Source organism: Kitasatospora sp. NPDC094019, from assembly GCF_044764505.1.
Lineage (GTDB): Bacteria > Actinomycetota > Actinomycetes > Streptomycetales > Streptomycetaceae > Kitasatospora.
In genome coordinates, this window is record NZ_JBIWIF010000023.1 from 91,316 (window position 1) to 114,436 (window position 23,121).

Consider the following 23,121-nt stretch of genomic DNA (forward strand, 5'->3'; position numbering starts at 1 on the left):
GCCCCGGCGCCCTAAGCTCGAAGGATGGTCGAGAACGAGGGAAGCGTCCGGGTGGACAGCTGGATCTGGTCGGTGCGGCTGGCGAAGACGCGGTCGGCCGCCGCGGCGGCCTGCAAGGCCGGGCACGTCAAGGTGAACGGTGAACGGGCCAAGCCGGCGCAGGCGCTGAAGCCGGGCGACGAGGTCCGGGTGCGCCAGGAGGGGTGGGAGCGGGTGGTCGAGGTGCGCAGGCTCATCCGCAAGCGGGTCGGGGCCGAGGCCGCGGCCGACTGCCTGGTGGACAACAGCCCGCCGCGCCCGGCCCGGGAGTTCGTCGCGGCCCCGGGCCTGCGCGACCGCGGCGCCGGGCGCCCCACCAAGCGCGACCGCCGCGAGATGGACGGGCTGCGCGGCCGCTGACGGCTCCGGGGGCGGGCGGTCCGCCCGCCCCCGGGCCGCCGCGCTCGCGCGCGGACGCGGTGTCAGTTCTTGAGGGCGACACCCGCGTAGGCGGAGACGTCCTGCCAGCCGGCCGGGAGGTCGGTGGTGGGGACGTGGCCGGCTACGGGGCGCCAGAGCGGGAGCTGCACCAGGCCCGGGCCGACGAACTCGAAGTCGCCGAAGAAGGGTTCGACGTCCGCGCGCGGGCGCAGCACCAGCGGGGCGCTGGCGCTGCGGTAGATCCGGGTGCCCTCGGCGGCGCTCTCGCGGGAGGCGAAGTCGGGGCTGCCGTGGGACAGGATCAGCGCGCTGCCGGGGGCGAGCGCGTCGCGCAGGGTGCGGACGATCCGTTCGGCGCCGTCCTCGTCGCGGATGAAGTGCAGGACGGCGACCAGCATCAGGGCGACCGGTTCGCCGAGGTCGACGGCGGCGCGCAGGGCGGGGTGGTCCAGGATCGCGCCGGGATCGCGCAGGTCCGCCTCGATGACGGAGGTGTGGCCGTCCGGGTGGCCGGCCAGCAGGGCGCGGGCGTGGGTGGCCACGATCGGGTCGTTGTCGACGTAGACGACCCGGGCCCGGGGCGCGACCCGCTGGGCGACCTCGCTGGTGGAGCCGACGGCCGGGATGCCGGTGCCGATGTCGACGAACTGCCGGATCCCCCGGCCGGCCGCGAACTCCACGGCCCGGCCGAGGAACTCGCGGTTGGTGCGGGCCAGCAGCGGAAGCGCCGGGTAGGCGGCGATGGCGGCCTCGGCGGCCTTGCGGTCGGCCTCGAAGTTGTCCTTGCCGCCGAGGTAGTAGTCGTACATCCGGGCGGTGTGCGGGACTCCGGTGTCGAGTTCCGTCGGCGGCCGCCAGTCGTCGGCGCGCCCCCAGTCCCATCCGCCCAGGACGCCGGCCGTCGTGCTCGTGTCCTCGGTCATCTTCCGCCCCCTGGTGTCCGCCGCGTGTCCGCCGCGTGCTGTGCGTCCGGCGGGTCCGCTGCCGGACGTGTCGGGTCCCCGTCGAGCCGTGCGGCCGACGGAGGCCGCCGCGCGGCCCCCACCGCACGGTGCGCCGCGATCGTAACCGACGACCCGCCCCCGAAACAGCGGTAGTTCGGGTTTCCGCAGCGTCCGAACGATGCCGCGCGGGCGGGCGGCCGCCGGTCCGCGCCGGGCGCGTCGGGCGTTCGCCGCCGGGGGGCGCCGTCTCTATGCTGGCTGCCGATGACTGTCGACCGGCGCACCGTTCTGCGCACCACCGTCAAACTGGCCGCTCTCGCCTCGGCCGGCGGGCTGCTCACCGCCTGCGGCGACACCGGCCGCCGCCGGGCCGATCCGGGGGCGTTCGCCGTGCGCCCCGGCCCGATCGACCCCTCGGGCACCGTGGATCCGGCCTGGCCCGCCGGCGAGGGGCCGGCCTCGCCCACCGCGTCCGTCCCGGCCGCCTCACCGTCCGCTCCGCCGGCCGCCTCACCGGCCGACGGGGCCGTGCCGGACGGCGGCGCGGCGGCCCGGGCCGCCGCCAGCGCCCCGCCCGTCGCGCCGGTGCTGCCGCCGCTGGCGCCCGGCACGCCCGTCGAGGTGGCGTACGGGCCGCGCGCCGGCCGCAACATCGCGCTGACCTTCCACGGCAGCGGCGATCCGGCCCTGGCCACCGCCCTGCTGGAGACCGCCGAGCAGCGCGGCGTCGGCCTCACCGTGATGGTCGTCGGCAGCTGGCTGGACCAGCAGCCGCAGATGGCCCGGCGGATCCTGGACGGCGGCCACGAGCTGGGCAACCACACCCAGAACCACCAGAACATCTCGGCGATGACCCCGGACCAGGCGCGCGCCGAGATCGCCCAGTGCGCGGAGCGGCTGCAGCGGCTGACCGGTTCGATCGGCCGCTGGTTCCGCCCGTCCGCCGCCCAGTACGCGACACCGATGGTGCGCGAGCAGGCCAGGGCGGTCGGCTACGAGCACGTGCTGGCCTTCGACGTGGACCCGCGCGACTACGCCGACCCGACCGCCGCCGAACTGCAGCGCCGGGTGCTCGGCTCGGTGCGCGGCGGCTCGGTGGTCGCCCTGCACATGGGGCACCGCTGCACGGTCGACGCCCTGCCCGGCATCCTCGACGGCCTCGCGAAGGCCGGTCTGACCCCCGTCACCGCCAGCCGCCTCTGCGCCTGACCTCCCCGCGGTCCCCGCCCCGGCGGCCCGTCCGGCCCCGGCGGGGGGCTTGCGGGCGCGTGGGATGCTTCGCGCATGCGCTACATCATCATCGGGGCGGGTGCGGTGGGCGGCACGATCGGTGCCCGGCTGCACGAGGGTGGACACGAGGTGGTCCTGGTGGCGCGCGGCGCGCACCTGGAGGCGCTGCGCGCGGACGGACTGTGGTTCGGGACGCCGGAGGGCACCCGGACGCTGCGGATCCCGGCGGCCGGAGGGCCGGAGGAGCTGACGCTGCGGCCGGACGACGTGCTCGTGCTCGCCGTGAAGTCGCAGGACACCGCCGCCGTGCTGGCGGCGTGGGCGCCGCGCCCGGTGGCGGGCGGCGGGACGGCCGCCGAGCGGCTGCCGCTGGTGTGCGCGCAGAACGGCGTGGAGAACGAGCGGCTCGCGCTGCGGCTGTTCCGCGAGGTGCTGGCGGTGTTCGTGTGGATGCCGTCCACCCATGTGGCGCCGGGCCGGGTGAGTGCCAACGGCACCCCGGTGAGCGGGATCCTGCGGCTCGGCGGGTACCCGTCCGGCGGCGGGGGCGAGCGGGCCGCCGCGATCGCCGCCGACCTCGACGGGTCGGGCTTCAGCGCGCCGGTGGACGCGGACGTGGCGCGCTGGAAGTACACCAAGCTGCTCGGCAACCTCGGCAACGCGCTGGACGCGGTGGCCGGGCGGGGACCGTACGGCCGGGGGTCGGCGGACGGCCGGCTGGAGGCGCTGTACCGGCGGGTGGGCGCCGAGGGCGCGGCCGTGCTGGCCGCCGCCGGGATCCCCCACGGCGACCCGGACGAGCTGGCGCGCGTCTGCGGGAAGACGCTGCGGCTGGAGCCGGTGGAGGGCGAGCAGCGGACCGGGTCCTCGTCCTGGCAGAGCCTGGCGCGCGGGACGGGTTCGATCGAGGCGGACCATCTGAACGGGGAGATCGTCCTGCTGGCGCGGCTGCACGGGGCGGCGGCGCCGCTCAACGAGGCGCTGCAGCGGCTGGCCGGGGAGTTCGCGCGGACCGGGCGGGCACCGGGTTCGCTCACGCCGGCCGAGCTGGACGCGCTGGCGGCGCTCGCCGGAGTCTGAGCGCCCCGGCGCGCCGCCGCCCGGCCTGCGCCCCAGCCGTACGGCACGCGCCGGTCGGCGCGCACTCGCCGGCCCGCTCCGGTCAGCCCATCGGGTCGTCCGGCCCGTAGGCGCGCAGCCGGAGCGTCCGGGCGTCCGCCGCGCGGATCTCCTCCGCCCGCCGGACGAGTTCCTCCAGGTTGTCCCGCCCGGCGTGGATGAACCGCCCGTGCAGCGCGTCGAAGCGCCCGCGCGCGGCGTCCACGGTGACGGCGACCATGTACGGGACGGAGCCCCACTCCTTCATGTCCTGGAACATCGGCATCCCGGCGGTCATGTCGGTGGCGACGGCCCCGGGGCTGATGTCGAGCACGACGACCTCGTGCTCGGCGAGCGAGTCGGCGAGGTTGTCGGAGAGCCGGAGCAGCGCGGCCTTGGAGGTGGCGTACGCGGTGTACCGGCCCTCGGGGCGCAGCGCGAAGCCGGAGTTGAGGTTGACGACCCGGCCGCGGCGGCGGCCGACCATGCCGGGCAGGACGCAGCGCAGCAGGTTGTAGGGGCCGCGCAGGTTGACCTCGACCACCTGCCACCACTGGTTGACGTCGGTCTCCCAGAGCGGGGCCTCGACCGGGTCGGTCCGGCCGGCGTTGTTGACCAGCAGGTCGATCGGGCCGAGGTCGCGTTCGACCAGGCGGACGGCCTCGCGGACCGAGCCGGGGCGGGTGACGTCGGCGGTGACGGCGACGCCGCGCGAGCCGTGCCGGACGCAGTCCTTGAGGGTGTCGGTGAGGGTCTCGTGGGTGCGGCCGACCAGGCCGACGGCCATGCCCTCGGCGGCGAGGCCGATGGCGATCTCCCGGCCGATGCCGCGGCCGGCGCCGGTGACCAGGGCGACCTGTCCCATGAGCGATCCCGTCGGCATGCCCCTGCTCCTTCGCCCGTTCCCGGCCACCCGTCGTCCGGCCCGCATTCTGTCCCCCGGCGGGCGGGGGCGGCGCCCGAGGGGGCGCGCGACGCGGACGGGCCCACCCGTTCGGCGCAGGCCCGGGGCGGGACCGGGACGGACCTGGGCCGGGGTCGGGTACCGGCCGTTCCGCCTGGGAGGGGATGACCTACTCGCCGGTAGGGAGTAGTAACGTCGTCGGGACGGTGCACCGGTCCGCACATACCGGTGCTCCCGAACCGCCGAACAGCAGCTGCTGGGCCACTGTCGCTGGGCGACCCCCGGCACCACCGAAGGGCAACTGAGTGAGTGACATCGCGCGCGTCGGAGTGATCGGCTGCGGCCTGATGGGGTCGGGCATCGCGGAGGTGTTCGCCCGGGCGGGGCTGGACGTCCTGGTCGCCGAGGCCAGCGGGGAGGCGCTGGAGTTCGGGCGCACCCGGCTGACCAACTCACTGGAGACGGCCGTGAAGCGCGGCAAGCTGGCGGAGGAGGCGAAGGACGAGGCGCTCGCCCGGCTGTCCTTCACCGTCGACCTGGCGGACTTCGCGGACCGCGACCTGGTGGTCGAGGCGGTCGCCGAGCGCGAGGACATCAAGGTGAAGATCTTCGAGACGCTGGACCGCGTGGTCGAGCGCCGGGACGCGATCCTCGCGTCCAACACCTCCTCGATCCCGATCGTGAAGCTGGCCGCCGCCACCTCCCGCCCCGAGCAGGTGATCGGCCTGCACTTCTTCAACCCGGCGCCGGTGCAGAAGCTGGTCGAGGTGATCCCGACCCTGACCACGTCGGCGGCCACCACCGAGCGGGCCGAGACCTTCGCCGTCGAGGTGCTGCACAAGGCCCCGATCCGCGCCCGCGACCGGGCCGGCTTCGTCGTCAACGCGCTGCTGGTGCCGTACCTGCTGTCGGCGGTGCGGATGTTCGAGACCGGTGTGGCCACCGCCTCCGACATCGACAAGGGCATGGAGGCCGGCTGCGCCCACCCGATGGGCCCGCTGCGGCTGTGCGACCTGATCGGCCTGGACACCATCGTCTCCATCGCCGAGTCGATGTACGACGAGTACAAGGAGCCGCTGTACGCCGCTCCGCCGCTGCTGTCCCGGATGGTCGACGCGGGCCTGCTCGGCCGCAAGTCCGGCCGGGGCTTCTACGACTACACGGCGACCGCCTGACGGTCGGTCCGCCGGCCGCGGACGTGACGGGGCCCGGGAGCGGTATCCAGCTCCCGGGCCCCTGGTGTGCCACCCAATTGCTCTGCGCCGGCACGTTTAAGGGTGTGGGTCAGTTTTACAACGTTGCTCTGCCATTGAAGCTACCGCGCCACGGAGAGGCGCAGACGGGAGTCGAACCCGCAACCCACGCTGTAGCACACACCCGGTCGATCCGGCGCTCGGCGGCGAATGCTGAGTCTTGAGCGAGAGTCTGAGTCTTACGGGGCGCCTCTACCATTTGGGCCACTCCGGCAGGTGGTGCCGGAGGAGGGACTCGAACCCCCACCATTTCCCCGGTGTTCAGCTTCAACCTCAGTATCAGCTTGCGCTCTTCGCGCCACCCCCGGTCTCACCCGGGGGCGATCATGGGGCTACCCGAACAGGTAGCCGAACACCGCGTCGCCGACCCTGCGGTCCTCGACCTCGGCGCCGTTCGCCTCCTCACGGGCGAACTGGACGGCCTGCTGGAGCTTCTCGACCCGCTCGACGAGCTCGTTGACCCGTCGGGCCGGGAGCGCCCCGGAGAACTTCACGGTCGTCCAGTAGCCGATCGCGATGTCCTCGTAGTACACCTCGACCTGGGCCGGGTGCTTCTCGGTCGCCTCGGCCTTGACGTGGTTGCGCGGCACCTTCCTGGTCCGGTTGGTGCGCACCGCCTCGGTCTTCCAGGAGTCGGTGGACGGGTCGTGGCTCCACGCCTCGGCGGCGTCCAGCACCGGCAGCTTGCGGAGGAAGGTCCGCAGGTCGGTGAGCTGCTTCTCCAGGAAGAGCAGGTAGGTGACCGGGGCGTCGGCGACGAGGGTCCGGCCGTCCACCACCACGTCCGCGCGGGCGGTGGTGTTGGCCCAGTCCTTGGTCGCGACGACGTCGAACAGCCTGGTCAGGGTGGTGGCCGTGGTCCGCAGCACGTCCTCGGCCTTGACCTGGACCCGGGTGGACTCCGGGGGGAGCTGCTCGCCCTCCTCGTCCTTGGGCTGGTAGGACCGGGAGATGCCGGCCAGCAGCGCGGGCTTCTGCAGGTCCTGGTGGGACTGCGTCAGCTCCTGGAAGGACTTCGACTTGACGCCCTTTTCGACAGCGATGATCTGGTTCAGCTTTGCCACGTCGGGGACGCTACCAGCGCGCGCGTTCGAGCGTCATCCGATTTAGCCGGACGCTCCGGGACCGCCCCCGCGCACCGGTGGCGGGAGGCCCGGCCGGCGCCGCGCCTCCCGCCACCACCCGGCGGTCCGTCAGCTGTTGATGGCGTAGCTGTCGCCGTAGACCTTCCACTTCAGCGGCGGGTTGAGGTCGAAGTTCTTGGCGTTGAGGAACACCGTCTGCTCGGTGTCCACCCGGCTGGTGTCCGAGTGGGCCTCCTCCTTCAGCATCACGGTCTTGCGGGCCGCCAGGAACGCCTTGAGGTAGGTGGCCTCGTCGCCGCCCTGGGCGGGGGTCTTGGCCTTCTTCATCGCGGCCTTGCGGATGCCGCCGAAGCTGTCCGTGCTGTCGCCGGGGCCGTGCATGACGATCGCGTCGTAGTAGGCGAACTGGCCGAGCGCGCGCAGGCCGTCGGCCTTGGCCTGGTTGACCGCGGGGTTGAAGTAGACGCGGTCGCGCTCGTCGTTCTGGGCCTGCTGGAAGACGCTGTCCTTGGCGGCGGTGGCCCAGTCCTTCTCGAAGGCGGAGCCGAGGCCCGAGTGCGACTCGGTGCCGTTGACCTTGCGCAGCGCCGGGAGGTACTTGGCGAGGATGTTGCCCGGCTTGAGGTCCGTGTAGTGCTCGACCAGGTCGAGCATGTCGCCGGTGCCGGAACAGAAGCCGATGATGCCGGCGGTGTAGCCGCGGCCGTCCTTGATGTCCTCGATGTACTTGTACTGGGACTTCCAGTCGAGGGAGGAGTTCTCCGCGCTGGACACCAGCTGCATGGCGATGTCCTTCTTGTGCGGGTCGTCCAGGCCGACGGCCGCGAGCCGGGTGGCACTCGCGGGGGCCGGGGCGGCGTACACGGTGCCCGCGGCGGCGACACTGGCCGGAAGGGCGACCAGCACGGCGGCGAGGGCGAGGCGGGCGGTGGGGTGCTTGAGACGCATGGGGCGCTCCGTTTCCCTGGTCCGGGGCATGGGGGTCTCCGGACGCACGAGGAGAGTTAGGAAAGTTTCCTAACTAGATTGAAGCGTTCACGCCCCGCGCCGCGCAAGGCCCTGGCGCCATGTTTGCCGACGCGGACACGCGAGGGGCCCCGACCGGAGTTCCGGTCGGGGCCCCTCGTACCGCTGGGCGGACGCGTCGTCAGACGCCGCGCAGCACCGCGCCGGTGCGGGCGACGGCCTCGGCGACGGCCGCCTCGCGGGCGGCGCTCGCCTCGTCGGCGGTCAGCGTCCGGTCCGCGGCGCGGAACCGCAGCGCGTACGCCAGCGACTTGCGCCCCTCGCCGACCTGCTCGCCGGTGAAGACGTCGAACAGCCGGATCGCCTCCAGCAGCCCGCCGGCCCCGGTCCGCAGCGCGGCCTCCACCTCGGCGGCCGGCACGGCCGCGTCGACGATCAGCGCCACGTCCTGGGTCGCCACCGGGAAGCCGGAGACCGGCGGACCGTCGACCCGCACGGCGCCGTCGGCCGACAGCAGGTCCAGGTCCAGCTCCATCGCGGCGGTGCGCTCGGGAAGGCCCAGCGCCTTGACGGCGCGCGGGTGCAGCTCGCCGGCGTGGCCGACCACCCGGTCGGTGCCCGCCACGACCAGCTCGGCGCAGCGGCCCGGGTGCCAGGGCAGCAGCTGCCCTCGGCGCACGTCCAGCTCGACGCCGGCGGCGCGGGCCACCGTGCGGGCGGCCTCGATCGCGTCGGCCCAGCCGGCCGCGGAGCCCTTGCCCCACCAGCCGGACGGCAGCCGCTCGCCGGCCAGCGCCACCGCGACCCGGCGCGGCTGGTGCGGCAGCGCGGCGTCCAGCGCGGCCAGCTCCTCGGCGCTCGGGCGGCGGTCGACGGCCGGACGCGGGGCGACCGACAGCTCGTCCTTCGGCAGGAAGACGGTACCCGTCTCGAAGATCGCCAGATCGGTGTTGCCGCGGCCGACGTTGCGGCGCAGCGCCCCGAGCAGGCCCGGCAGCAGCGTGGTGCGCAGCCCCGGCTCCTCGTCGTTGAGCGGGTTGACCAGCGTCACCGTGCGGCGGCGGCGGTCCTCCGGCTCCAGGCCGAGCGCGTCGAAGGACGCCTCGCCGACGAACGGGTAGTTGTTGACCTCGACGAAACCGGCGCCGGCCAGCGCCACGCCGACCCGGCGGTGGGTCCGCTGGGCCTCGGTCAGACCCTTGCCCGGCGGGACGGTGGGCATCCGGGCGGGGACGTTGTCGTACCCCTCCAGTCGGATGACCTCCTCCGCGAGGTCGTACGGGTCGGTGAGGTCGGGGCGCCAGGTCGGCGGGGTGACCTCCAGGACGTCGGCGCCGGAGACCGAGCAGCCGATCTCCTGGAGACGCCGGGTGACGGTCTCGCGGCCGTACCCGGTGCCGGCGACCCGGTCGGGCAGGTCGGCGGCGATGGTGATGGTGCGCACCGGGTGCGGGGCGGCGATGTCGGTGACACCGGCCTCGGCGGTGCCGCCGGCGATCAGCACCAGCAGGTCGACGGCGCGCTGCGCGGCGGCGCGGGTGGCCTCCGGGTCGACGCCGCGCTCGAAGCGCTTGGACGCCTCGGAGGGCAGCTTGTGCCGCTTGGCGCCGCGGGCGATGACGACCGGGTCGAAGTGCGCCGCCTCGATGATCACCTCGGTGGTGCCCGGGCCGGCGGCCGGGTCGAGGATCTCGGTGGAGGCGCCGCCCATGACGCCGGCCAGGCCGATCGGGCCGCTGTTGTCGCAGATCAGCAGGTCCTCGGCGGACAGCGTGCGCTTGACGCCGTCGAGGGTGGTCAGGCTCTCGCCCGGCTCCGCCCGGCGGACCGTGATCGGGCCGTCCACGCGCTGCTTGTCGTAGGCGTGCAGCGGCTGGCCGACCTCCAGCATCACGTAGTTGGTGATGTCGACGGCGAGCGAGATCGGGCGGACGCCCGCCTTCTGCAGTCGGCGCTGGAGCCAGATCGGGGACTTGGCGGCCGGGTCGATGCCGACCACGGTGCGGGCCACGAAGCGGTCGCAGCCGGCCGGGTCGTTGACCTTCACCAGGTAGCCGAAGGAGTTGGCCGGCGGCACGTCGAGCAGCGCCGGGTCGGCCAGCGGCAGCCCGTACGCGGCGGCGGCCTCGCGGGCCACGCCGCGCATGGACAGGCAGTAGCCGCGGTCCGGGGTGACGGCGATGTCCAGCACCTCGTCGACCAGCTGGAGCAGCTCGATCGCGTCGGTGCCGGGCTCGTACTCCGGCGGCAGCACGATGATGCCGTCGTGGTCGTCGCCCATGCCCAGCTCGCGGGCCGAGCAGATCATGCCGGCCGAGGTGTGGCCGTAGGTCTGCCGGGCGGCGATCGGGAACGGGCCGGGCAGCACGGCGCCCGGGAGGACCACGACGACCTTGTCGCCGACGGCGAAGTTGGTCGCGCCGCAGACGATCTCCTGCGGGTCGCCGGTGCCGTTGGCGTCGCCGACGTTGACCCAGCAGTGCCGGATCGGCTTCTTGAAGCCGGTCAGCTCCTCGATGGAGAGCACCTCGCCGACCACCAGCGGGCCCTTGAGGTCGCCGCCGATCCGCTCGACGGTCTCGACCTCCAGGCCGGCCCGGACCAGGCGCTCGGCCACCTCGCGGCCGGTCTCGCCGGCCGGCAGGTCGACGTACTCGCGCAGCCAGGAAAGCGGGACGCGCATCAGATCTCCATCCCGAACGGGAGGGTGAAGCGCACGTCACCCTCGACCATGTCGCGCATGTCGGCGACGTTGTGACGGTTCATCAGGATTCGCTCCAGGCCCAGGCCGAACGCGAAGCCGCTGTAGCGGTCGGGGTCGACGCCGCAGGCGACCAGCACCCGCGGGTTGACGACACCGCAGCCGCCGAGCTCGATCCAGCCCTCGGAGCCGCAGGTGCGGCAGGGCCGGTCCGGGTTGCCGACCGACTCGCCGCGGCACACGAAGCACTGCAGGTCGATCTCGGCGCTCGGCTCGGTGAACGGGAAGTACGAGGGCCGCCAGCGCAGCTCCAGGCCGTCGCCGATCAGGGTCGAGACCAGCTGCTCGATGGTGCCCTTGAGGTCCGCGAAGGTGATGCCCTCGTCCACGGCCAGGCCCTCGACCTGCCGGAAGACCGGGGTGTGGGTGGCGTCCAGCTCGTCCGTGCGGTAGACCCGGCCGGGGCAGACCACGTAGACGGGGGGCTCGCGGTCGAGCAGGGTGCGGGCCTGGACCGGGGAGGTCTGGGTGCGCAGCACCACGCCGGAGTCGGCGGAGCCGTCCGGGGCCCGGACGAAGAACGTGTCCTGCATGGAGCGGGCCGGGTGGTCCGGGCCGAGGTTGAGGGCGTCGAAGTTCAGCCACTCCGCCTCGACCTCGGGGCCCTCGGCGACCTGGTAGCCCATCGCGACGAAGGTGTCCTCGATGCGCTCCGCCAGCGTGGTCAGCGGGTGCCGGGCGCCGCGCGGGGTGCGGTCGTAGGGCAGGGTGACGTCCACCGCCTCCTCGACCAGCACCCGGGCGTCGCGCTCGGCCTCCAGTTCGGCCTGCCGCTTGCCGAGGGCCTGGTTGACGGCGCCCCGGGCCTGGCCGATCAGCTTGCCGGCGGCGGCCTTGGCGTGCGGGGGCAGGGCGCCGATCTCGCGGTTGGCGAGGGAGAGCGCGGAGCGGTCGCCGGTGTGGGCGACCTTGGCCTGCTTCAGCTCGTCGAGGCTGGTGGCGGCGGCGAACGCGGCGAGCGCCTCGTCCCGGGCCGCCTCCACCACCTCGGGCTTGAGGGCCTCGACCTCGACCGGGTCGTAAGACTTGTTGGGTGCCGACATCTCTATCTTCCCGTGCTCCTGCTCGTCCGTGCTCAGGTAAGGGGGCTCGTGCGCCCTCCGGGCCCGCCGACGGGCAGGAGGGGGCCACCGCGTCACGCCCGGCGTGGCCGGGGCACGGGCAGCCGGTCTCCGAACGGGGGAGGTGGGATGTCCGCGGCACGGCCGCGCAGGGCGTTCCACAACGCCAAAGGTCGAGTGTAGTCGCAGCGCGTAGCGCGACCGCCGTCAAGCCCGCCCGTGGACCGACCGCGCCCCGCGGGGCGGGGCACCGCTGCTCGTTCAGAGCATGAAGTCGGGGATCCCGGCGGGCAGGACGAATCGGAAGCGGGCGCCGCCGCCGGGCGCGCGGTCCACCCGGATCGAGCCGCCGTGGGCCTCGACGATGCCCTTGACGATGTAGAGGCCGAGGCCGGTGCCACCGCGCTTGGAGCCGCGCCAGAAGCGGGTGAAGACGCGTGGGACCGCCTCTTCGGGGATACCGCTGCCTTCGTCGCTCACGGTGACCGCTGTGCCTTCCACGATGCGGGGCGGAGTGCCGGGGCGCTCCCAGACGGGGGCCTCGACGACCTCCTTGGCCGGTGCCACCTCGATGGTGACAGTCCCCTCACCGTGGCGCACCGCATTTTCCAGCAGGTTGGCGAGTACCTGGTCGACCTTGTCCGGGTCCGCCCACAGCACCGTCAGCGGCTCGCCGATCCGGATGTCGAAGCGGTCCTCGGGAATGCCGGTGGCGACCTTGCGCTCGACGTGCCGGCGGACGGCGGCGGCCAGGTCGACCACCTGCTTGCGCAGTTCCAGCCGGCCCGCGTCGATCCGGGAGATGTCCAGCAGTTCGGCGATCAGCCGGGTGACCCGGTCGGCGTCGGCGTCGACGGTCTCCAGCATCAGCCGCTTCTGGCCGTCGGTGAACCGCTCCCACTTGGCGAGCAGGGTCGCCGTGAAGCCCTTGACACTGGTGAGCGGCGAGCGCAGCTCGTGCGCGACGGTGGCGATCAGTTCGGCGTGGCTGCGCTCGGTACGACGGCGGGCCTCGGTGCCGCGCAGGGCGATCACCAGCTTCTCCACCGGACCCTTGGGGCGGACGCGCACGTACCGGGCGGAGACCAGCACCTCGCGGCCGCCCGGCAGCAGCAGGTTGCGCTCCGGCTGGCTGGTGCGGACGGCGAGGCCGCCGTACGGGTCGGTCAGCTGCCACCAGCGGCGGCCGTCGAGGTCCTCCAGCGGGAGGACGTCCTCCAGCTCGCTGCCGAGGGCGGCCCCCGGGTCGACCCCGGTCAGCCGGGCGGCGGCGCGGTTGAAGCAGACCACCCGGCCCAGCGCGTCGGCGACCACCAGGCCGTCCGGCAGGTCGTCCGGGTCGAGCTCTGGCCCGCTGCCGACCATGGGTGTCCTCCCCGATTACCCACCGTGTCTTTCCCCCCACCGAGGCAGACCCTAGCGTCTCCCGGCCTCGGGTAATAGGGCCCACGACGAGTTCCCGGCGCGCCCGGGCGGCCCGCTCCCGGGCCGCCGCCGCGGGGACCGGCCCCCGCGGCGGCCGGGGCGGACGCGGTGCCCGGCCGGGCGGGGAGCGCCGGCGGCAGGACCGGGGGGCGCTACCGGTCGGCGGCGCGGCACCCGCCGGGCGAGCGCTGGGCGCGGGCCGAGGCGTACAGGCAGACCGCGGCGGCCGTGGCCAGGTTGAGGCTCTCGGCGTGCCCGTGGATCGGGACGCGCACGACCTCGTCGGTGAGCGCGCGGGTCTCCTCCGGAAGCCCCCACGCCTCGTTGCCGAACACCCAGGCGCCGGGCGCGCCCAGGGTGCCCTCGTCGAGCTCCCGGTCGAGGTCGCGCTCCCCCGCGCCGTCGGCGGCCAGTACCCGCACGCCGGCCTCGCGCAGCCGCCCGATCGCCTCCTCGACCGGGACGCCGACGGCGACCGGGAGGTGGAACAGGCTGCCGACCGAGGCCCGGACGGCCTTCGGGTTGTAGAGGTCCACGGAGGCGTCGGTGAGCACCACGGCGTCCGCCCCGGCCGCGTCGGCGGTGCGCAGCACGGTGCCGGCGTTCCCGGGGTCGCGGACGTGGGCGAGCACGGCGACCAGCTTCGGCCGGGCGGCCAGCACGTCGGCGAACGGGGTGTCGATGAAGCGGCAGAGGGCGACGATGCCCTGCGGGGTCACGGTGTCGCAGATCCCGGCGATCACCTCGTCCGTGGCGGTGAGCACCGGCAGCCCCTCGGCCAGGGCGGCCTCGACGATCCCGGCGTGCCGTTCGGCGGCCTCGACCGTGGCGTACACCTCGACCACGGCGTGCTCGCCGGAACCCGGCAGCCGCCCGTACGCGACGGCCTCGCGGACGGCCTGCGGGCCCTCGACCAGGAAGCGGCGCTCCTTGCCGCGCTGGCTGCGCTTGGCGAGCCTCCGGGCGGCGACGACGCGCGGCGAGCGCAGGGAGGTGAGCAGGGGGATGTCGGTGCTCGGCATGGTCTCGTCTCTGTACTGGCGTCTGTGCGGGAACGCAAAACCGGACCCGCAGGATCGAGCCTGCGGGTCCGGTCGGCCGAACACAACTGATCCGAGGATCAGGCGGCGTCGGCGGCGGCCTTCGGGGCGTTGACGTCGGCCGGAAGCGCCTTCTGCGCGACCTCGACGAGCGTGGCGAACGCACCCGGGTCGTTGACGGCCAGGTCGGCCAGCATCTTGCGGTCGATCTCGACGCTGGCGGCCTTCAGGCCCTGCACGAAGCGGTTGTAGGTGATGCCGTTGGCACGGGCCGCAGCGTTGATGCGCTGGATCCACAGCTGACGGAAGTCGCCCTTGCGCTTCTTGCGGTCGTTGAAGTTGTAGACCAGCGAGTGGGTGACCTGCTCCTTGGCCTTGCGGTACAGGCGCGAGCGCTGGCCGCGGTAGCCGCTGGCGCGCTCCAGGATGACCCGGCGCTTCTTGTGGGCGTTCACTGCCCGCTTGACGCGTGCCACTTGATTACTCCTTGGGTTGGACCACGGACTACTTCACGTGGTCCGTCAATCGAATGGGTCGGGAAGGATCAGCTGGCCCGCACACGGCTGGCGCCGGGCGGGAGGGCGATCACTTGCCGAGAAGCTTCTTGATCTTCTTGGCGTCGGCGGGGGCGAGCTCGACCGTACCGGCCAGCTTGCGGGTCAGCGTCGACGGCTTGTGCTCCAGGAGGTGGCGGCGGCCGGCGCGCTCGCGCAGCACCTTGCCAGAGCCACTGATCTTGAAGCGCTTGCTGGCGCCACTGTGCGTCTTCTGCTTCGGCATGTCGCCGTATCTCCTCGTCGGTCCGTCCACGCCCGCGCGGTGTGCGCCGCGCGGGCGTGAAGGATGAATCTGCGGTGACCGGGCGGGGCGCCCCGTCACCTTGGTGGCCGATCTCCCGGACCGCCCTGACCGGGGAGGGTCAGGCGCCCTGGGAGGCTTCGGCCGGCTGCTCGACCGGAGCGGCGGCCTCGGGGGCCTCCGTCTCGGCGGCGGCGTCCTGGACCTCGGCGAGCTCGGCGGGCTCGGCGTCGTCGTCCGCCTCGACGTCGACGTCGGCCTCGACCGCAAGGTCGTCGGTCTCGACGGCGTCGTCATCGGCCTCGGCGTCGGGGCCGGTGGTCCGGCCCTGGCGCTCGGCCTTGCGGGCGTCCGCAATGGCGCGGGCCTCGGCCATCGCCTCGGTCTTCTTCTTGTGCGGGCCCAGAACCATGATCATGTTGCGGCCGTCCTGCTTCGGCGAGGACTCGATGAAGCCCAGGTCCTGGACGTCGTCGGCGAGCCGCTGAAGCAGACGGAAGCCCAGCTCGGGGCGGGACTGCTCACGACCGCGGAACATGATCGTGATCTTGACCTTGTCGCCCTGCTTGAGGAACCGAACGACGTGACCCTTCTTGGTGTCATAGTCGTGCGGGTCGATCTTCGGCCGGAGCTTCATCTCCTTGATGACCGTGTGCGCCTGGTTCTTGCGCGCCTCACGGGCCTTCATGGCCGACTCGTACTTGAACTTGCCGTAGTCCATGAGCTTGCACACCGGCGGCCGGGCGGTCGCCGCGACCTCGACCAGGTCGAGGTCGTACTCCTGCGCGAGCTCCAGCGCCTTGGCAAGCGGCACGATGCCGACCTGCTCGCCGCTGGGACCGACGAGTCGCACCTCGGGGACGCGAATCCGGTCGTTGATGCGGGGCTCGGTGCTGATGGGGCCTCCTCGGTTGCACCTTCTGCGATGCGGCCGTCGGGCGGCGGTCGCACGTAGTGGACTCGACCACTGGGCGGGGCTTCATTCGTGCTGCGCTGTGGATCCCTGCGCCCACACCGCGACACGAAAAAAGCCCCGCTCGGTACAAGCGGGGCTCCACACAACCGGGGGCGGCACCCGGTGAGGGGCGCTGCGGCGACTGTCGGCGCTGGGCGCCCGTCGCGGACCGGACCCGTCGACCGTGAAGCCGATCGGGTGGGAGACTTTCGCGGTTGCCCTCTCGGGCCTCCTGGGTGGAGCCTCCTCTTGCTGGCCAGGCTTCCGTGAGGACGCCCGGCCGGTCAGTCTCGAAGCATACAGCTCCGGGGGGTCGAACGCCATTCCGCCCCGGCCCGGCCCGGCTTGTACGCTCCCTGTGTACGGACACCGGCACGACGGAACGAGCCACCCTTGAGCAGCGAGCCCACCCAGAACCCCGCCGCCGACGACGAGGCGATCGGCTTCGACGACCTCACCCGGGACATCGCCGAGGTCCCGGCCGTCGAGGTGATCACCACCGTCGCGGTGCACCTGATGAGCGCCGCGGCCGTCAAGTGCGGTCTCGCCGAGGGCGGCGAGAAGGACAAGGACCTCGACGAGGCCCGCAAGCTCATCACCGCGCTGGCCGGGCTGGTCACCGCCGGCGCCCCGGAGATCAGCAACTTCCACGCGGCGCCGCTGCGGGACGGCCTGCGCTCGCTGCAGCTGGCCTTCCGCGAGTCCTCGCTCGTCCCGGACGCCCCCGGCTCGGGCCCGGGCGAGAAGTTCACCGGGCCCGTCTACTCCTGACACCCGCGACGACGGACGGCGGGGACCATCGTCACGTGACGATGGTCCCCGCCGTTCGTCAGCGCCGGTGGAGCGGCTCGCCCGGCAGCTCCGCGCCCGCCGGGAGGACCGCCAGGTCCACGCCCCGGTCCAGCCGCACCCGCAGCACGGGATCGGTGGCGACCGCCCGGCCCAGCCGCTGCGCGGCCTCCTGCATCCCGGCCAGGTCCAGTGCCGGGTCCAGCACCACCGCGAGCACCCCGTCCGAGTCCTCGGCCGGTGCCAGCACCCCGAGCACCACCTGCGGCTCGGCGGCCAGCACCGCCCGGACCGCCTCCCGCACCTCGGGGTCGGCGGCCGGGGCCAGGTAGGGCCGGTTCTCCGCCAGCGCGCGCAGCCGGGCCCCGGCCAGCGGGAACGGCACCGGCCCGGCCGGGTCCACCAGCAGGGTGTCCGCCCGCTCGGAGAAGGCGACCATGGCGGCCTGCGGGGCGGCCACCGGCGCCGGGCGGGCGTCGGCGCGCCAGCGGGCCAGCGACTCCAGCGAGGTGAAGGCCGGCAGCGCGCGCCGGCCGTCGGCGGCCTCCACCAGCGGGACGGCCATGTCGCTGCTCTTGTCGTGCTTGTGCCCGTGCTCGTCCACCTCGACCTCGCCGAGGATCGCCACGATCGGCACCATCAGACGGGTGGGCGTCAGCGCCGCCAGCACCTGCGGCTCGGCGGCGGGCTCCCGCGACCAGCGGGCGAGCGCGGCGGTCAGCGCCGGGTCCGCGGTGCCGTCGTCGCCGGAGAAGCCGGGGTCGGGGATGCTCTTGCCGACGAAGGCCGGGTTCGGGAAGTCGTTGCGGTCCACCCGCCCGACCCTATGCCACCGCCCGGCCGCCCCGCGCGGACCGAAAGTCCCGGTCCGGCGGGTCCCCGTCCGGAGGAGTCCGCCCGCTGTCCCCCGTCCGGCAGGTCCCCCGCCCGCCCCCTACCCGCCGGTAGAGCCGGTGTGGCAGTCTGCGCCCATGGCCACGCCCGAAGCCGCAGCCCGCACCGCGTCCGCCCCCTCGACCACCCCCGCGCCGGCGCCCTCCCCCGCCGCCGACCGCGCCCGGTACGACCGGGCCACCGCCCATCTGGACGGCCCGGTCGCGATCGTCGACCTGGCGGCCTTCGACGCCAACGCCGCCGACCTGGTGCGCCGGGCCGGGGGCAAGCCGGTCCGGGTGGCCAGCAAGTCGGTGCGCTGCCGCGCCCTGCTGGAACGGGCGCTGGCCGTGGAGGGCTTCGCCGGGGTGATGTCCTTCACCCTCGCCGAGTCGCTCTGGCTGGCCCGCGGCGGCCTGCGCGACATCCTGCTGGCCTACCCCTCCAGCGACCGGACCGGCTTCGCCGCGCTGACCGCCGACCCGGAGCTCGCCGCCGCCGTCACCGTGGTCCTGGACGATCCGGCCCAGCTGGACCTGGTCGACGCGGCCCGGGCCGGCTCCGCCGAGGTGCGGGTCTGCCTGGAACTGGACACCGCGCTGCACCTGCTCGGCGGCCGGGTCCGGGTCGGCGCCCGCCGCTCGCCGCTGCGCACCCCCGAGGACGTGGCGGCCTTCGCCGAGCTGGTGCAGCGCCGCCGGGGCTTCCGGGTGGTCGGGCTGATGGCCTACGAGGGACATGTCGCCGGCGTGGGCGACGCGGTGCCCGGGCGGCCCGTGCGCTCCGGGCTGATCCGGCTGATGCAGGCCCGGGCCAGGACCGAGCTGGCAGAGCGCCGGGCGGCGACGGTCCGGCTGGTGCGGCGGGTGGCCGAGCTGGAGTTCGTCAACGGCGGCGGCACCGGCAGCGTCGAGTCGACGGTGGCCGAGCGCGCGGTGACCGAGGTGGCGGCCGGCTCCGGGCTGTACCAGCCGCGACTGTTCGACAACTACCGCGCGTTCCGGGGCCGCCCGGCCGCGCTGTTCGGCCAGCCGGTGGTCCGTCGGCCCGGCCTCGGCGTGGTGACGGTGCTGGGCGGCGGCTACCCGGCGTCCGGCGCGGCCGGTCCGGACCGCTCCCCCGTGCCGTACCTGCCGACCGGGCTGCGCTACGACCCGATGGAGGGGGCCGGCGAGGTGCAGACGCCGCTGCTCGGCGCGGCCGCGGACGATCTGCTGATCGGCGACCGGGTCTGGTTCCGGCACGCCAAGGCGGGAGAACTCTGCGAGCGGTTCCCGGAGTTGCACCTGGTGGAGGGCGACCGGGTGGTCCGCGCCGCGCCCACCTACCGCGGCGAGGGGCACACCTTCCTCTGAGGGCGCGCCGTCCTCCGGCTTCCCCGACGGGCGCGCCGCCCTCCGTCGGCACCGTTCCCGCCGGACCCCCGCTCCACTACCGTGGGGGGGGAACCGCGCCGACGGAGGAGGGGCCGTGGAGGCCGAGATCGCGCAGCTGGTGACGACGGGGGCCACGACGGTGGTCGGGCTGATGGCCACCGAAGCCTGGACGCAGCTGAGGTCCCGGCTGGCGGGACTGCTGGGACGTGGCCGGGACGCCGAGGAGGTGTCGGCCGAGCTGGAGGAGATCCGGGTCGAGGTGGTCCGGGCGGACGGCGACGCCGAACTGGTCGGCGACCAGGCCGCCGAGCTGCGCAACCGGCTCCGCCGGCTGTTGCGCCAGCACCCCGAGGCGGCCGCCGAACTCCGTTCGGTCCTGGCCGAGTTCTCGCCGGAGCCGCCCGGACCGGCGGGCGTCTCGGTGCACAACACCTTCAGCGGCGGCACGATGAACGGCGGGATCCTGATCCAGTCCGGCCCGGTCGAGAACCAGTGGATCGGGCGCGCCGAGGGCTGAACGGGGGCAGAACCGGCGCCGCGCCGGGACCGCCGGCCCCGGCCGCGGGACCGGACGCGCGCGGCGGAACCTTGGCCGCACCTTAAATGGGCCCGATGGGATGCCTAACTCCGGCGCCCCAGCGGGCCTTTGCGCTGCTCGCCGGGCTACATTCCGTCAAAAAGTGGCCCACAGCGCACTATTGCCAGCTGGTCTAGTCCAATCATACGCTCAGCCCAGGGACCGGCGCGCCGGGTCGGCCGGCCCCTCGGGCAGACGTGCCCGGCACTCCCCCACAACCTCGGCCCGGTACACGGTCAAGGAGTCCCCACCCCATGTCCATGAAGCGCACCGCCCTGTCCGTCGGCGTCATCGGCGCCGCGTTCCTCTCCGTCTCGGCCGCAGGCATCGGCACCGCCGGCGCCCACGGCACCGTGACCAATCCGGTCAGCCGGATCGCGGCCTGCTACGCCGAGGGCCCCGAGACCCCCAAGTCCCAGATCTGCAAGGACCTCGTCGCGCTCAGCGGCACCCAGCCGCTGTACGACTGGAACGAGGTCAACCTCGCCAACGCCGCCGGCAACCACCAGGCGCTGATCCCGGACGGCAAGCTCTGCTCCGCCGGCCGCGACAAGTACAAGGCCCTGGACCTGCCGCGGGCCGACTGGCCGGCCACCGCGGTCACCGCCGGCAAGATCGACTTCAAGTTCCGGGTCACCGCCCCGCACCAGGGCAACCAGACCATCTACATCACCAAGCAGAGCTGGAACCCCACCCAGCCGCTGAAGTGGTCCGACCTCGACGCGGTGCCGGTCGCCCAGGTGCCGACCCTGCGCACCTCCGACAACGGCTACTACAACTACAGCGGCACCCTGCCGCAGCGCACCGGCCGCCAGCTGCTCTACATGGTGTGGCAGCGCACCGACAGCCCCGAGGCGTTCTACAGCTGCTCGGACGTCGACTTCGGCAAGGGCGCCTCGCTCACCGAGGCCGTCTCCGCGCTCACCGCCCAGGCCCCGGCCGCCCCGAGCGAGGCGCAGATCGCCGCCGGCCAGTCCAAGTCCACCGTGGCCCACCACGGACACGGCGGCAACGCCGACGAGCCGGCCGGCAAGGTCGTCGCGGCGGACAGCGCGGCCGTCGGCGGCGGGTCCGCCACCGGGCCGATGCTGCTCACCGGCGCCGCCGCGATCGGCCTCGGCTGGGCCGCCATGGTGCTCCGGCGCCGTCGGGTCGAGGCTGTTCGACACGACGGCTGACCGCCGGAAGCCGGGGCGGCGCCGTCCTCCCAGCCCCCGTTCGGCGCCTGCCCCGGCCGATCCACCCGCAGTGCCACGGCGGCGGCCCGCCCGGAGTGTTCCGGGCGGGCCGCCGCCGTGCGTGAGCCGAACCCCGCGCCGGGTGCGTCCCGGGGCCCGCGTCGGGGGCCCCGGGACGACCGCCCGGGTCAGGTGGTCGAGGTGCCGGTACCGCCGCCGTCCTGGCCGCCGGGGAAGCCCGGGATCCCGGGCAGCTTGCCGCTGTAGTCGGTGATGCCCTTGAGGATGGTGTCCATCAGCGCGACGTCCGGCGCCTTGTCGGCGATGTCGAAACCGAAGTGCACCGAGACCAGCGACTTGCCGTCGGCGGCCGGGAAGACCACCGTCTGCACGTAGCCGTCGTTGCCCTTGGCCGCGTCCACCTTCCAGCGGACCAGGTAGCCGTCCCGGCCGTCCACCTTGACCGCCTCGGACTTGAGCTCCTCGTGCGAGACGACCTCGTTGTAGGAGTCCTTGACGGCCTTGTCGATGTCGGCCTTGGCCGCCGCCTGGACGTCGGTGCCGCCGCCGTCGATCCGGCCGGTGTTGGCGCCGCCCAGCGAGCAGGTGCCGCCGCCCTCGCAGTCGTAGGAGCCGATGGTGATCAGGGCGAAGCCGTCGCGGGTGGTGCCGCCCTCCCAGCCGGAGGGGACGGACAGGACCAGCCGGTTCACCGCGTCGATGGCCTGGGTGCTGTTGGCACCGTTGCCCCGGCCGCCGTTCCCGTTGCCCTGGCCGCCGTTGCCGCCGTTGTTGCCCTGACCGCCATTGCCCTGGCCGCCACCGCCGTTGCCGTTCCCGTTGCCCCGGCCGCCGTTGCCCTGGCCGTTGCCGTTGCCCTGGCCGTTGCCGTTGCCCTGGCCGCCACCGTTGCCGCCGTTGCCGCCCGGGTCGCCGAAGTCCGGCAGACCGCGCCACGGACCGCCGTTGCCATTGCCATTGCCGCCGGGCGGTACGGCCGGGCGGGCGCTGTGGTGCCGGTCGCCGTGGTCGTCCATCGCCAGGTAGGTGATGCCCGAGCCGAGGCCCAGACCCAGCACGGCCGCCACCGCGGCCGCGATCACCGTCCTGGACGGCTTGAGCTTGCGCCGCGGCTTCGGGGGCGGCGGCGAACCGTAGGCGGTGCCGAACGGCGGCGGCTCCGGATGGCGGACCGACGGACCGCTCTCCAGCACCTCCCCCTCCAGTACGCGGGTCTCGGCGGTCTCCTCCGGCCCCGGAGCACCCGCCGCCGGAGCCTCCGGCGGCGGCGCGTCCGAGGGTGCGGGCCGGGTGCTGGCCGTCCAGCCCTTGCCGTCCCACCAGCGCTGGGGTCGCGGGTCGCTGGTGATGTCCTTCGGGTCCGGGTACCACCCGGCGGGGATCTGCTCACTCACGAAAGAGAATCTAAAGGCAGCCGGATAAGCGCGAAATCAGCTGGACCCCGAATTCCGGACCTTTTCGATGAGATTACGGTGAGAAGCCGCGAACGGCCCCGCCGACGGCTCGGGGAGTGTCTTTCGGATCACACCCCGGGGTCGCCCTCGGGCGTCACGTGGGCGCCGGAGATCCCGCCGTCCACCAGGAACTCGCCGGCCGTCATGAACGAGGAGTCGTCGCTGGCCAGGAAGGCGACCGCGGCCGCGATCTCCTCCGGCCGGGCGAAGCGGCCGAGCGGGATGTGCACCAGCCGCCGCGCCGCCCGCTCCGGATCCGCGGCGAACAGCTCGCGCAGCGACGGGGTGTCCACCGGCCCCGGGGAGAGCGCGTTCACCCGGATGCCCTCCCGGGCGAACTGCACGCCCAGCTCGCGCGACATCGCCAGCACCCCGCCCTTGGCCGCGGTGTACGAGATCTGCGAGGTCGCCGTGCCCGGCCGGGCCACGGAGCTCGCGGTGTTGATGATCGAACCGCGCCCGTGCCGGCGCATGTACGGCAGCACGGCCCGGCAGCACAGGTAGACCGAGGTCAGGTCGACCTCCTGGACCCGACGCCAGGCGTCCGGTCCGGTGGTGAGGATCGAGCCGTCCTCCGGCTCCGGGACGCCGGCGTTGTTGAAGGCCACGTCCACGCTGCCGAAGGTCTCGTACGCCTCGTCGAAGAGCGCCTCGACCATCGCCGGGTCGGTCACGTCGGTGTGCACGAACAGGCCGCCGACCTCCTCGGCGGCCGCCCGGCCGGTGGTCTCGTCGAGGTCGGCGCAGACCACCCGGGCGCCCTCGGCGGCGAGCCGCCGGGCCGAGGCCAGGCCGATCCCGCCGCCCGCACCGGTGATCACGGCCGTGCGTCCGACCAGCCGGCGGCAGATCGGTGCGTCGGCCCCCCGGGACTCGTGCGGGTGGTGCGGCCGGGGGTCGTTCCGGGTCAAGG

General features: G+C 74.0%; 22 protein-coding genes. 8 read left to right on the forward strand and 14 right to left on the reverse strand.

Features of this window, described 5'->3' with window-relative positions; genetic code table 11:
• Positions 1 to 24: 24 nt before the first annotated feature.
• A complete protein-coding gene (locus tag ACIQ9P_RS34580; protein ID WP_402365313.1) occupies positions 25 to 399 on the forward strand; it encodes an RNA-binding S4 domain-containing protein in 375 nt (124 codons plus the stop codon).
• 62 nt (positions 400 to 461) lie between these two features.
• Here ACIQ9P_RS34580 and ACIQ9P_RS34585 read toward each other — a convergent pair whose 3' ends face one another.
• On the reverse strand, positions 462 to 1,343 hold the full coding sequence (locus tag ACIQ9P_RS34585) for an SAM-dependent methyltransferase (RefSeq protein ID WP_402365315.1): 882 nt from the start codon (positions 1,341 to 1,343) through the stop codon (positions 462 to 464).
• Positions 1,344 to 1,628: 285 nt separating this feature from the next.
• Between ACIQ9P_RS34585 and ACIQ9P_RS34590 the strand changes: the two genes are divergently transcribed.
• Positions 1,629 to 2,573, forward strand: coding sequence for a polysaccharide deacetylase family protein (locus ACIQ9P_RS34590; protein ID WP_402365317.1), 945 nt, complete (start codon positions 1,629 to 1,631; stop codon positions 2,571 to 2,573).
• A gap of 75 nt (positions 2,574 to 2,648) precedes the next feature.
• A complete protein-coding gene (locus ACIQ9P_RS34595) occupies positions 2,649 to 3,674 on the forward strand; it encodes a ketopantoate reductase family protein (protein ID WP_402365319.1) in 1,026 nt (341 codons plus the stop codon).
• 82 nt (positions 3,675 to 3,756) lie between these two features.
• Here the strand turns inward: ACIQ9P_RS34595 and ACIQ9P_RS34600 are convergent, their stop codons facing one another.
• Positions 3,757 to 4,575: an SDR family NAD(P)-dependent oxidoreductase gene (locus tag ACIQ9P_RS34600; protein WP_402365321.1), complete on the reverse strand. Its 819-nt coding sequence runs from the start codon at positions 4,573 to 4,575 to the stop codon at positions 3,757 to 3,759.
• 326 nt (positions 4,576 to 4,901) lie between these two features.
• Between ACIQ9P_RS34600 and ACIQ9P_RS34605 the strand changes: the two genes are divergently transcribed.
• Complete coding sequence (locus ACIQ9P_RS34605) at positions 4,902 to 5,771, forward strand: 3-hydroxybutyryl-CoA dehydrogenase (RefSeq protein WP_402365323.1); 870 nt, start codon at positions 4,902 to 4,904, stop codon at positions 5,769 to 5,771.
• Between the two features lie 410 nt (positions 5,772 to 6,181).
• Here the strand turns inward: ACIQ9P_RS34605 and ACIQ9P_RS34610 are convergent, their stop codons facing one another.
• From ACIQ9P_RS34610 to infC, 9 genes are all read right to left on the reverse strand, one after another.
• Entirely contained in the window at positions 6,182 to 6,913 is a 732-nt protein-coding gene (locus ACIQ9P_RS34610) for a hypothetical protein (RefSeq protein WP_402365324.1), read from the reverse strand.
• Positions 6,914 to 7,042: 129 nt separating this feature from the next.
• Positions 7,043 to 7,882, reverse strand: coding sequence for a chitosanase (locus ACIQ9P_RS34615; protein WP_402365326.1), 840 nt, complete (start codon positions 7,880 to 7,882; stop codon positions 7,043 to 7,045).
• 199 nt (positions 7,883 to 8,081) lie between these two features.
• Complete coding sequence (gene pheT, locus ACIQ9P_RS34620) at positions 8,082 to 10,583, reverse strand: phenylalanine--tRNA ligase subunit beta (RefSeq protein ID WP_402365328.1); 2,502 nt, start codon at positions 10,581 to 10,583, stop codon at positions 8,082 to 8,084.
• Positions 10,583 to 11,704 (reverse strand): phenylalanine--tRNA ligase subunit alpha, encoded by a 1,122-nt coding sequence (gene pheS, locus ACIQ9P_RS34625; protein ID WP_402365330.1) that lies wholly within the window; start codon positions 11,702 to 11,704, stop codon positions 10,583 to 10,585. The genes pheT and pheS overlap by 1 nt, the downstream gene beginning before the upstream one ends.
• Before the next feature lie 279 nt (positions 11,705 to 11,983).
• Positions 11,984 to 13,087 carry an ATP-binding protein gene (locus ACIQ9P_RS34630; protein WP_402365332.1) on the reverse strand — a complete coding sequence of 368 codons (1,104 nt, stop codon included), beginning with the start codon at positions 13,085 to 13,087 and terminating at the stop codon, positions 11,984 to 11,986.
• Positions 13,088 to 13,299: 212 nt separating this feature from the next.
• Positions 13,300 to 14,169: a TrmH family RNA methyltransferase gene (locus ACIQ9P_RS34635; RefSeq protein WP_402365334.1), complete on the reverse strand. Its 870-nt coding sequence runs from the start codon at positions 14,167 to 14,169 to the stop codon at positions 13,300 to 13,302.
• Between the two features lie 98 nt (positions 14,170 to 14,267).
• Positions 14,268 to 14,663: a 50S ribosomal protein L20 gene (rplT, locus tag ACIQ9P_RS34640; protein WP_327675850.1), complete on the reverse strand. Its 396-nt coding sequence runs from the start codon at positions 14,661 to 14,663 to the stop codon at positions 14,268 to 14,270.
• 109 nt (positions 14,664 to 14,772) lie between these two features.
• The gene (gene rpmI / locus ACIQ9P_RS34645) at positions 14,773 to 14,967 is read right to left on the reverse strand and encodes a 50S ribosomal protein L35 (RefSeq protein ID WP_030055648.1); all 195 of its coding nucleotides are present in this window, start codon (positions 14,965 to 14,967) and stop codon (positions 14,773 to 14,775) included.
• Positions 14,968 to 15,106: 139 nt separating this feature from the next.
• Positions 15,107 to 15,883 carry a translation initiation factor IF-3 gene (gene infC, locus ACIQ9P_RS34650; protein WP_402365371.1) on the reverse strand — a complete coding sequence of 259 codons (777 nt, stop codon included), beginning with the start codon at positions 15,881 to 15,883 and terminating at the stop codon, positions 15,107 to 15,109.
• A 450-nt stretch (positions 15,884 to 16,333) separates the two neighbouring features.
• On the opposite strand from infC, the gene ACIQ9P_RS34655 reads away from it, so the two are divergent.
• Positions 16,334 to 16,711, forward strand: a complete 378-nt coding sequence (locus tag ACIQ9P_RS34655; protein ID WP_402365337.1) for a DUF1844 domain-containing protein — start codon at positions 16,334 to 16,336, stop codon at positions 16,709 to 16,711.
• Between the two features lie 58 nt (positions 16,712 to 16,769).
• On the opposite strand, the gene ACIQ9P_RS34660 is transcribed toward ACIQ9P_RS34655, so the two are convergent.
• The gene (locus ACIQ9P_RS34660) at positions 16,770 to 17,543 is read right to left on the reverse strand and encodes an SseB family protein (RefSeq protein WP_402365339.1); all 774 of its coding nucleotides are present in this window, start codon (positions 17,541 to 17,543) and stop codon (positions 16,770 to 16,772) included.
• 157 nt (positions 17,544 to 17,700) lie between these two features.
• Between ACIQ9P_RS34660 and ACIQ9P_RS34665 the strand changes: the two genes are divergently transcribed.
• From ACIQ9P_RS34665 to ACIQ9P_RS34675, 3 genes are all read left to right on the forward strand, one after another.
• A complete protein-coding gene (locus ACIQ9P_RS34665; RefSeq protein WP_402365341.1) occupies positions 17,701 to 18,957 on the forward strand; it encodes an amino acid deaminase/aldolase in 1,257 nt (418 codons plus the stop codon).
• 115 nt (positions 18,958 to 19,072) lie between these two features.
• The gene (locus tag ACIQ9P_RS34670) at positions 19,073 to 19,495 is read left to right on the forward strand and encodes a hypothetical protein (protein WP_402365343.1); all 423 of its coding nucleotides are present in this window, start codon (positions 19,073 to 19,075) and stop codon (positions 19,493 to 19,495) included.
• 314 nt (positions 19,496 to 19,809) lie between these two features.
• A complete protein-coding gene (locus ACIQ9P_RS34675) occupies positions 19,810 to 20,733 on the forward strand; it encodes a lytic polysaccharide monooxygenase (RefSeq protein WP_402365345.1) in 924 nt (307 codons plus the stop codon).
• Between the two features lie 188 nt (positions 20,734 to 20,921).
• On the opposite strand, the gene ACIQ9P_RS34680 is transcribed toward ACIQ9P_RS34675, so the two are convergent.
• Together ACIQ9P_RS34680 and ACIQ9P_RS34685 are read right to left on the reverse strand one after the other, a co-directional pair.
• Positions 20,922 to 22,148, reverse strand: coding sequence for a DUF2510 domain-containing protein (locus ACIQ9P_RS34680; RefSeq protein ID WP_402365347.1), 1,227 nt, complete (start codon positions 22,146 to 22,148; stop codon positions 20,922 to 20,924).
• Between the two features lie 128 nt (positions 22,149 to 22,276).
• On the reverse strand, positions 22,277 to 23,119 hold the full coding sequence (locus ACIQ9P_RS34685) for a 3-oxoacyl-ACP reductase (RefSeq protein WP_402365348.1): 843 nt from the start codon (positions 23,117 to 23,119) through the stop codon (positions 22,277 to 22,279).
• Between the last annotated feature and the right edge of the window lie 2 nt (positions 23,120 to 23,121).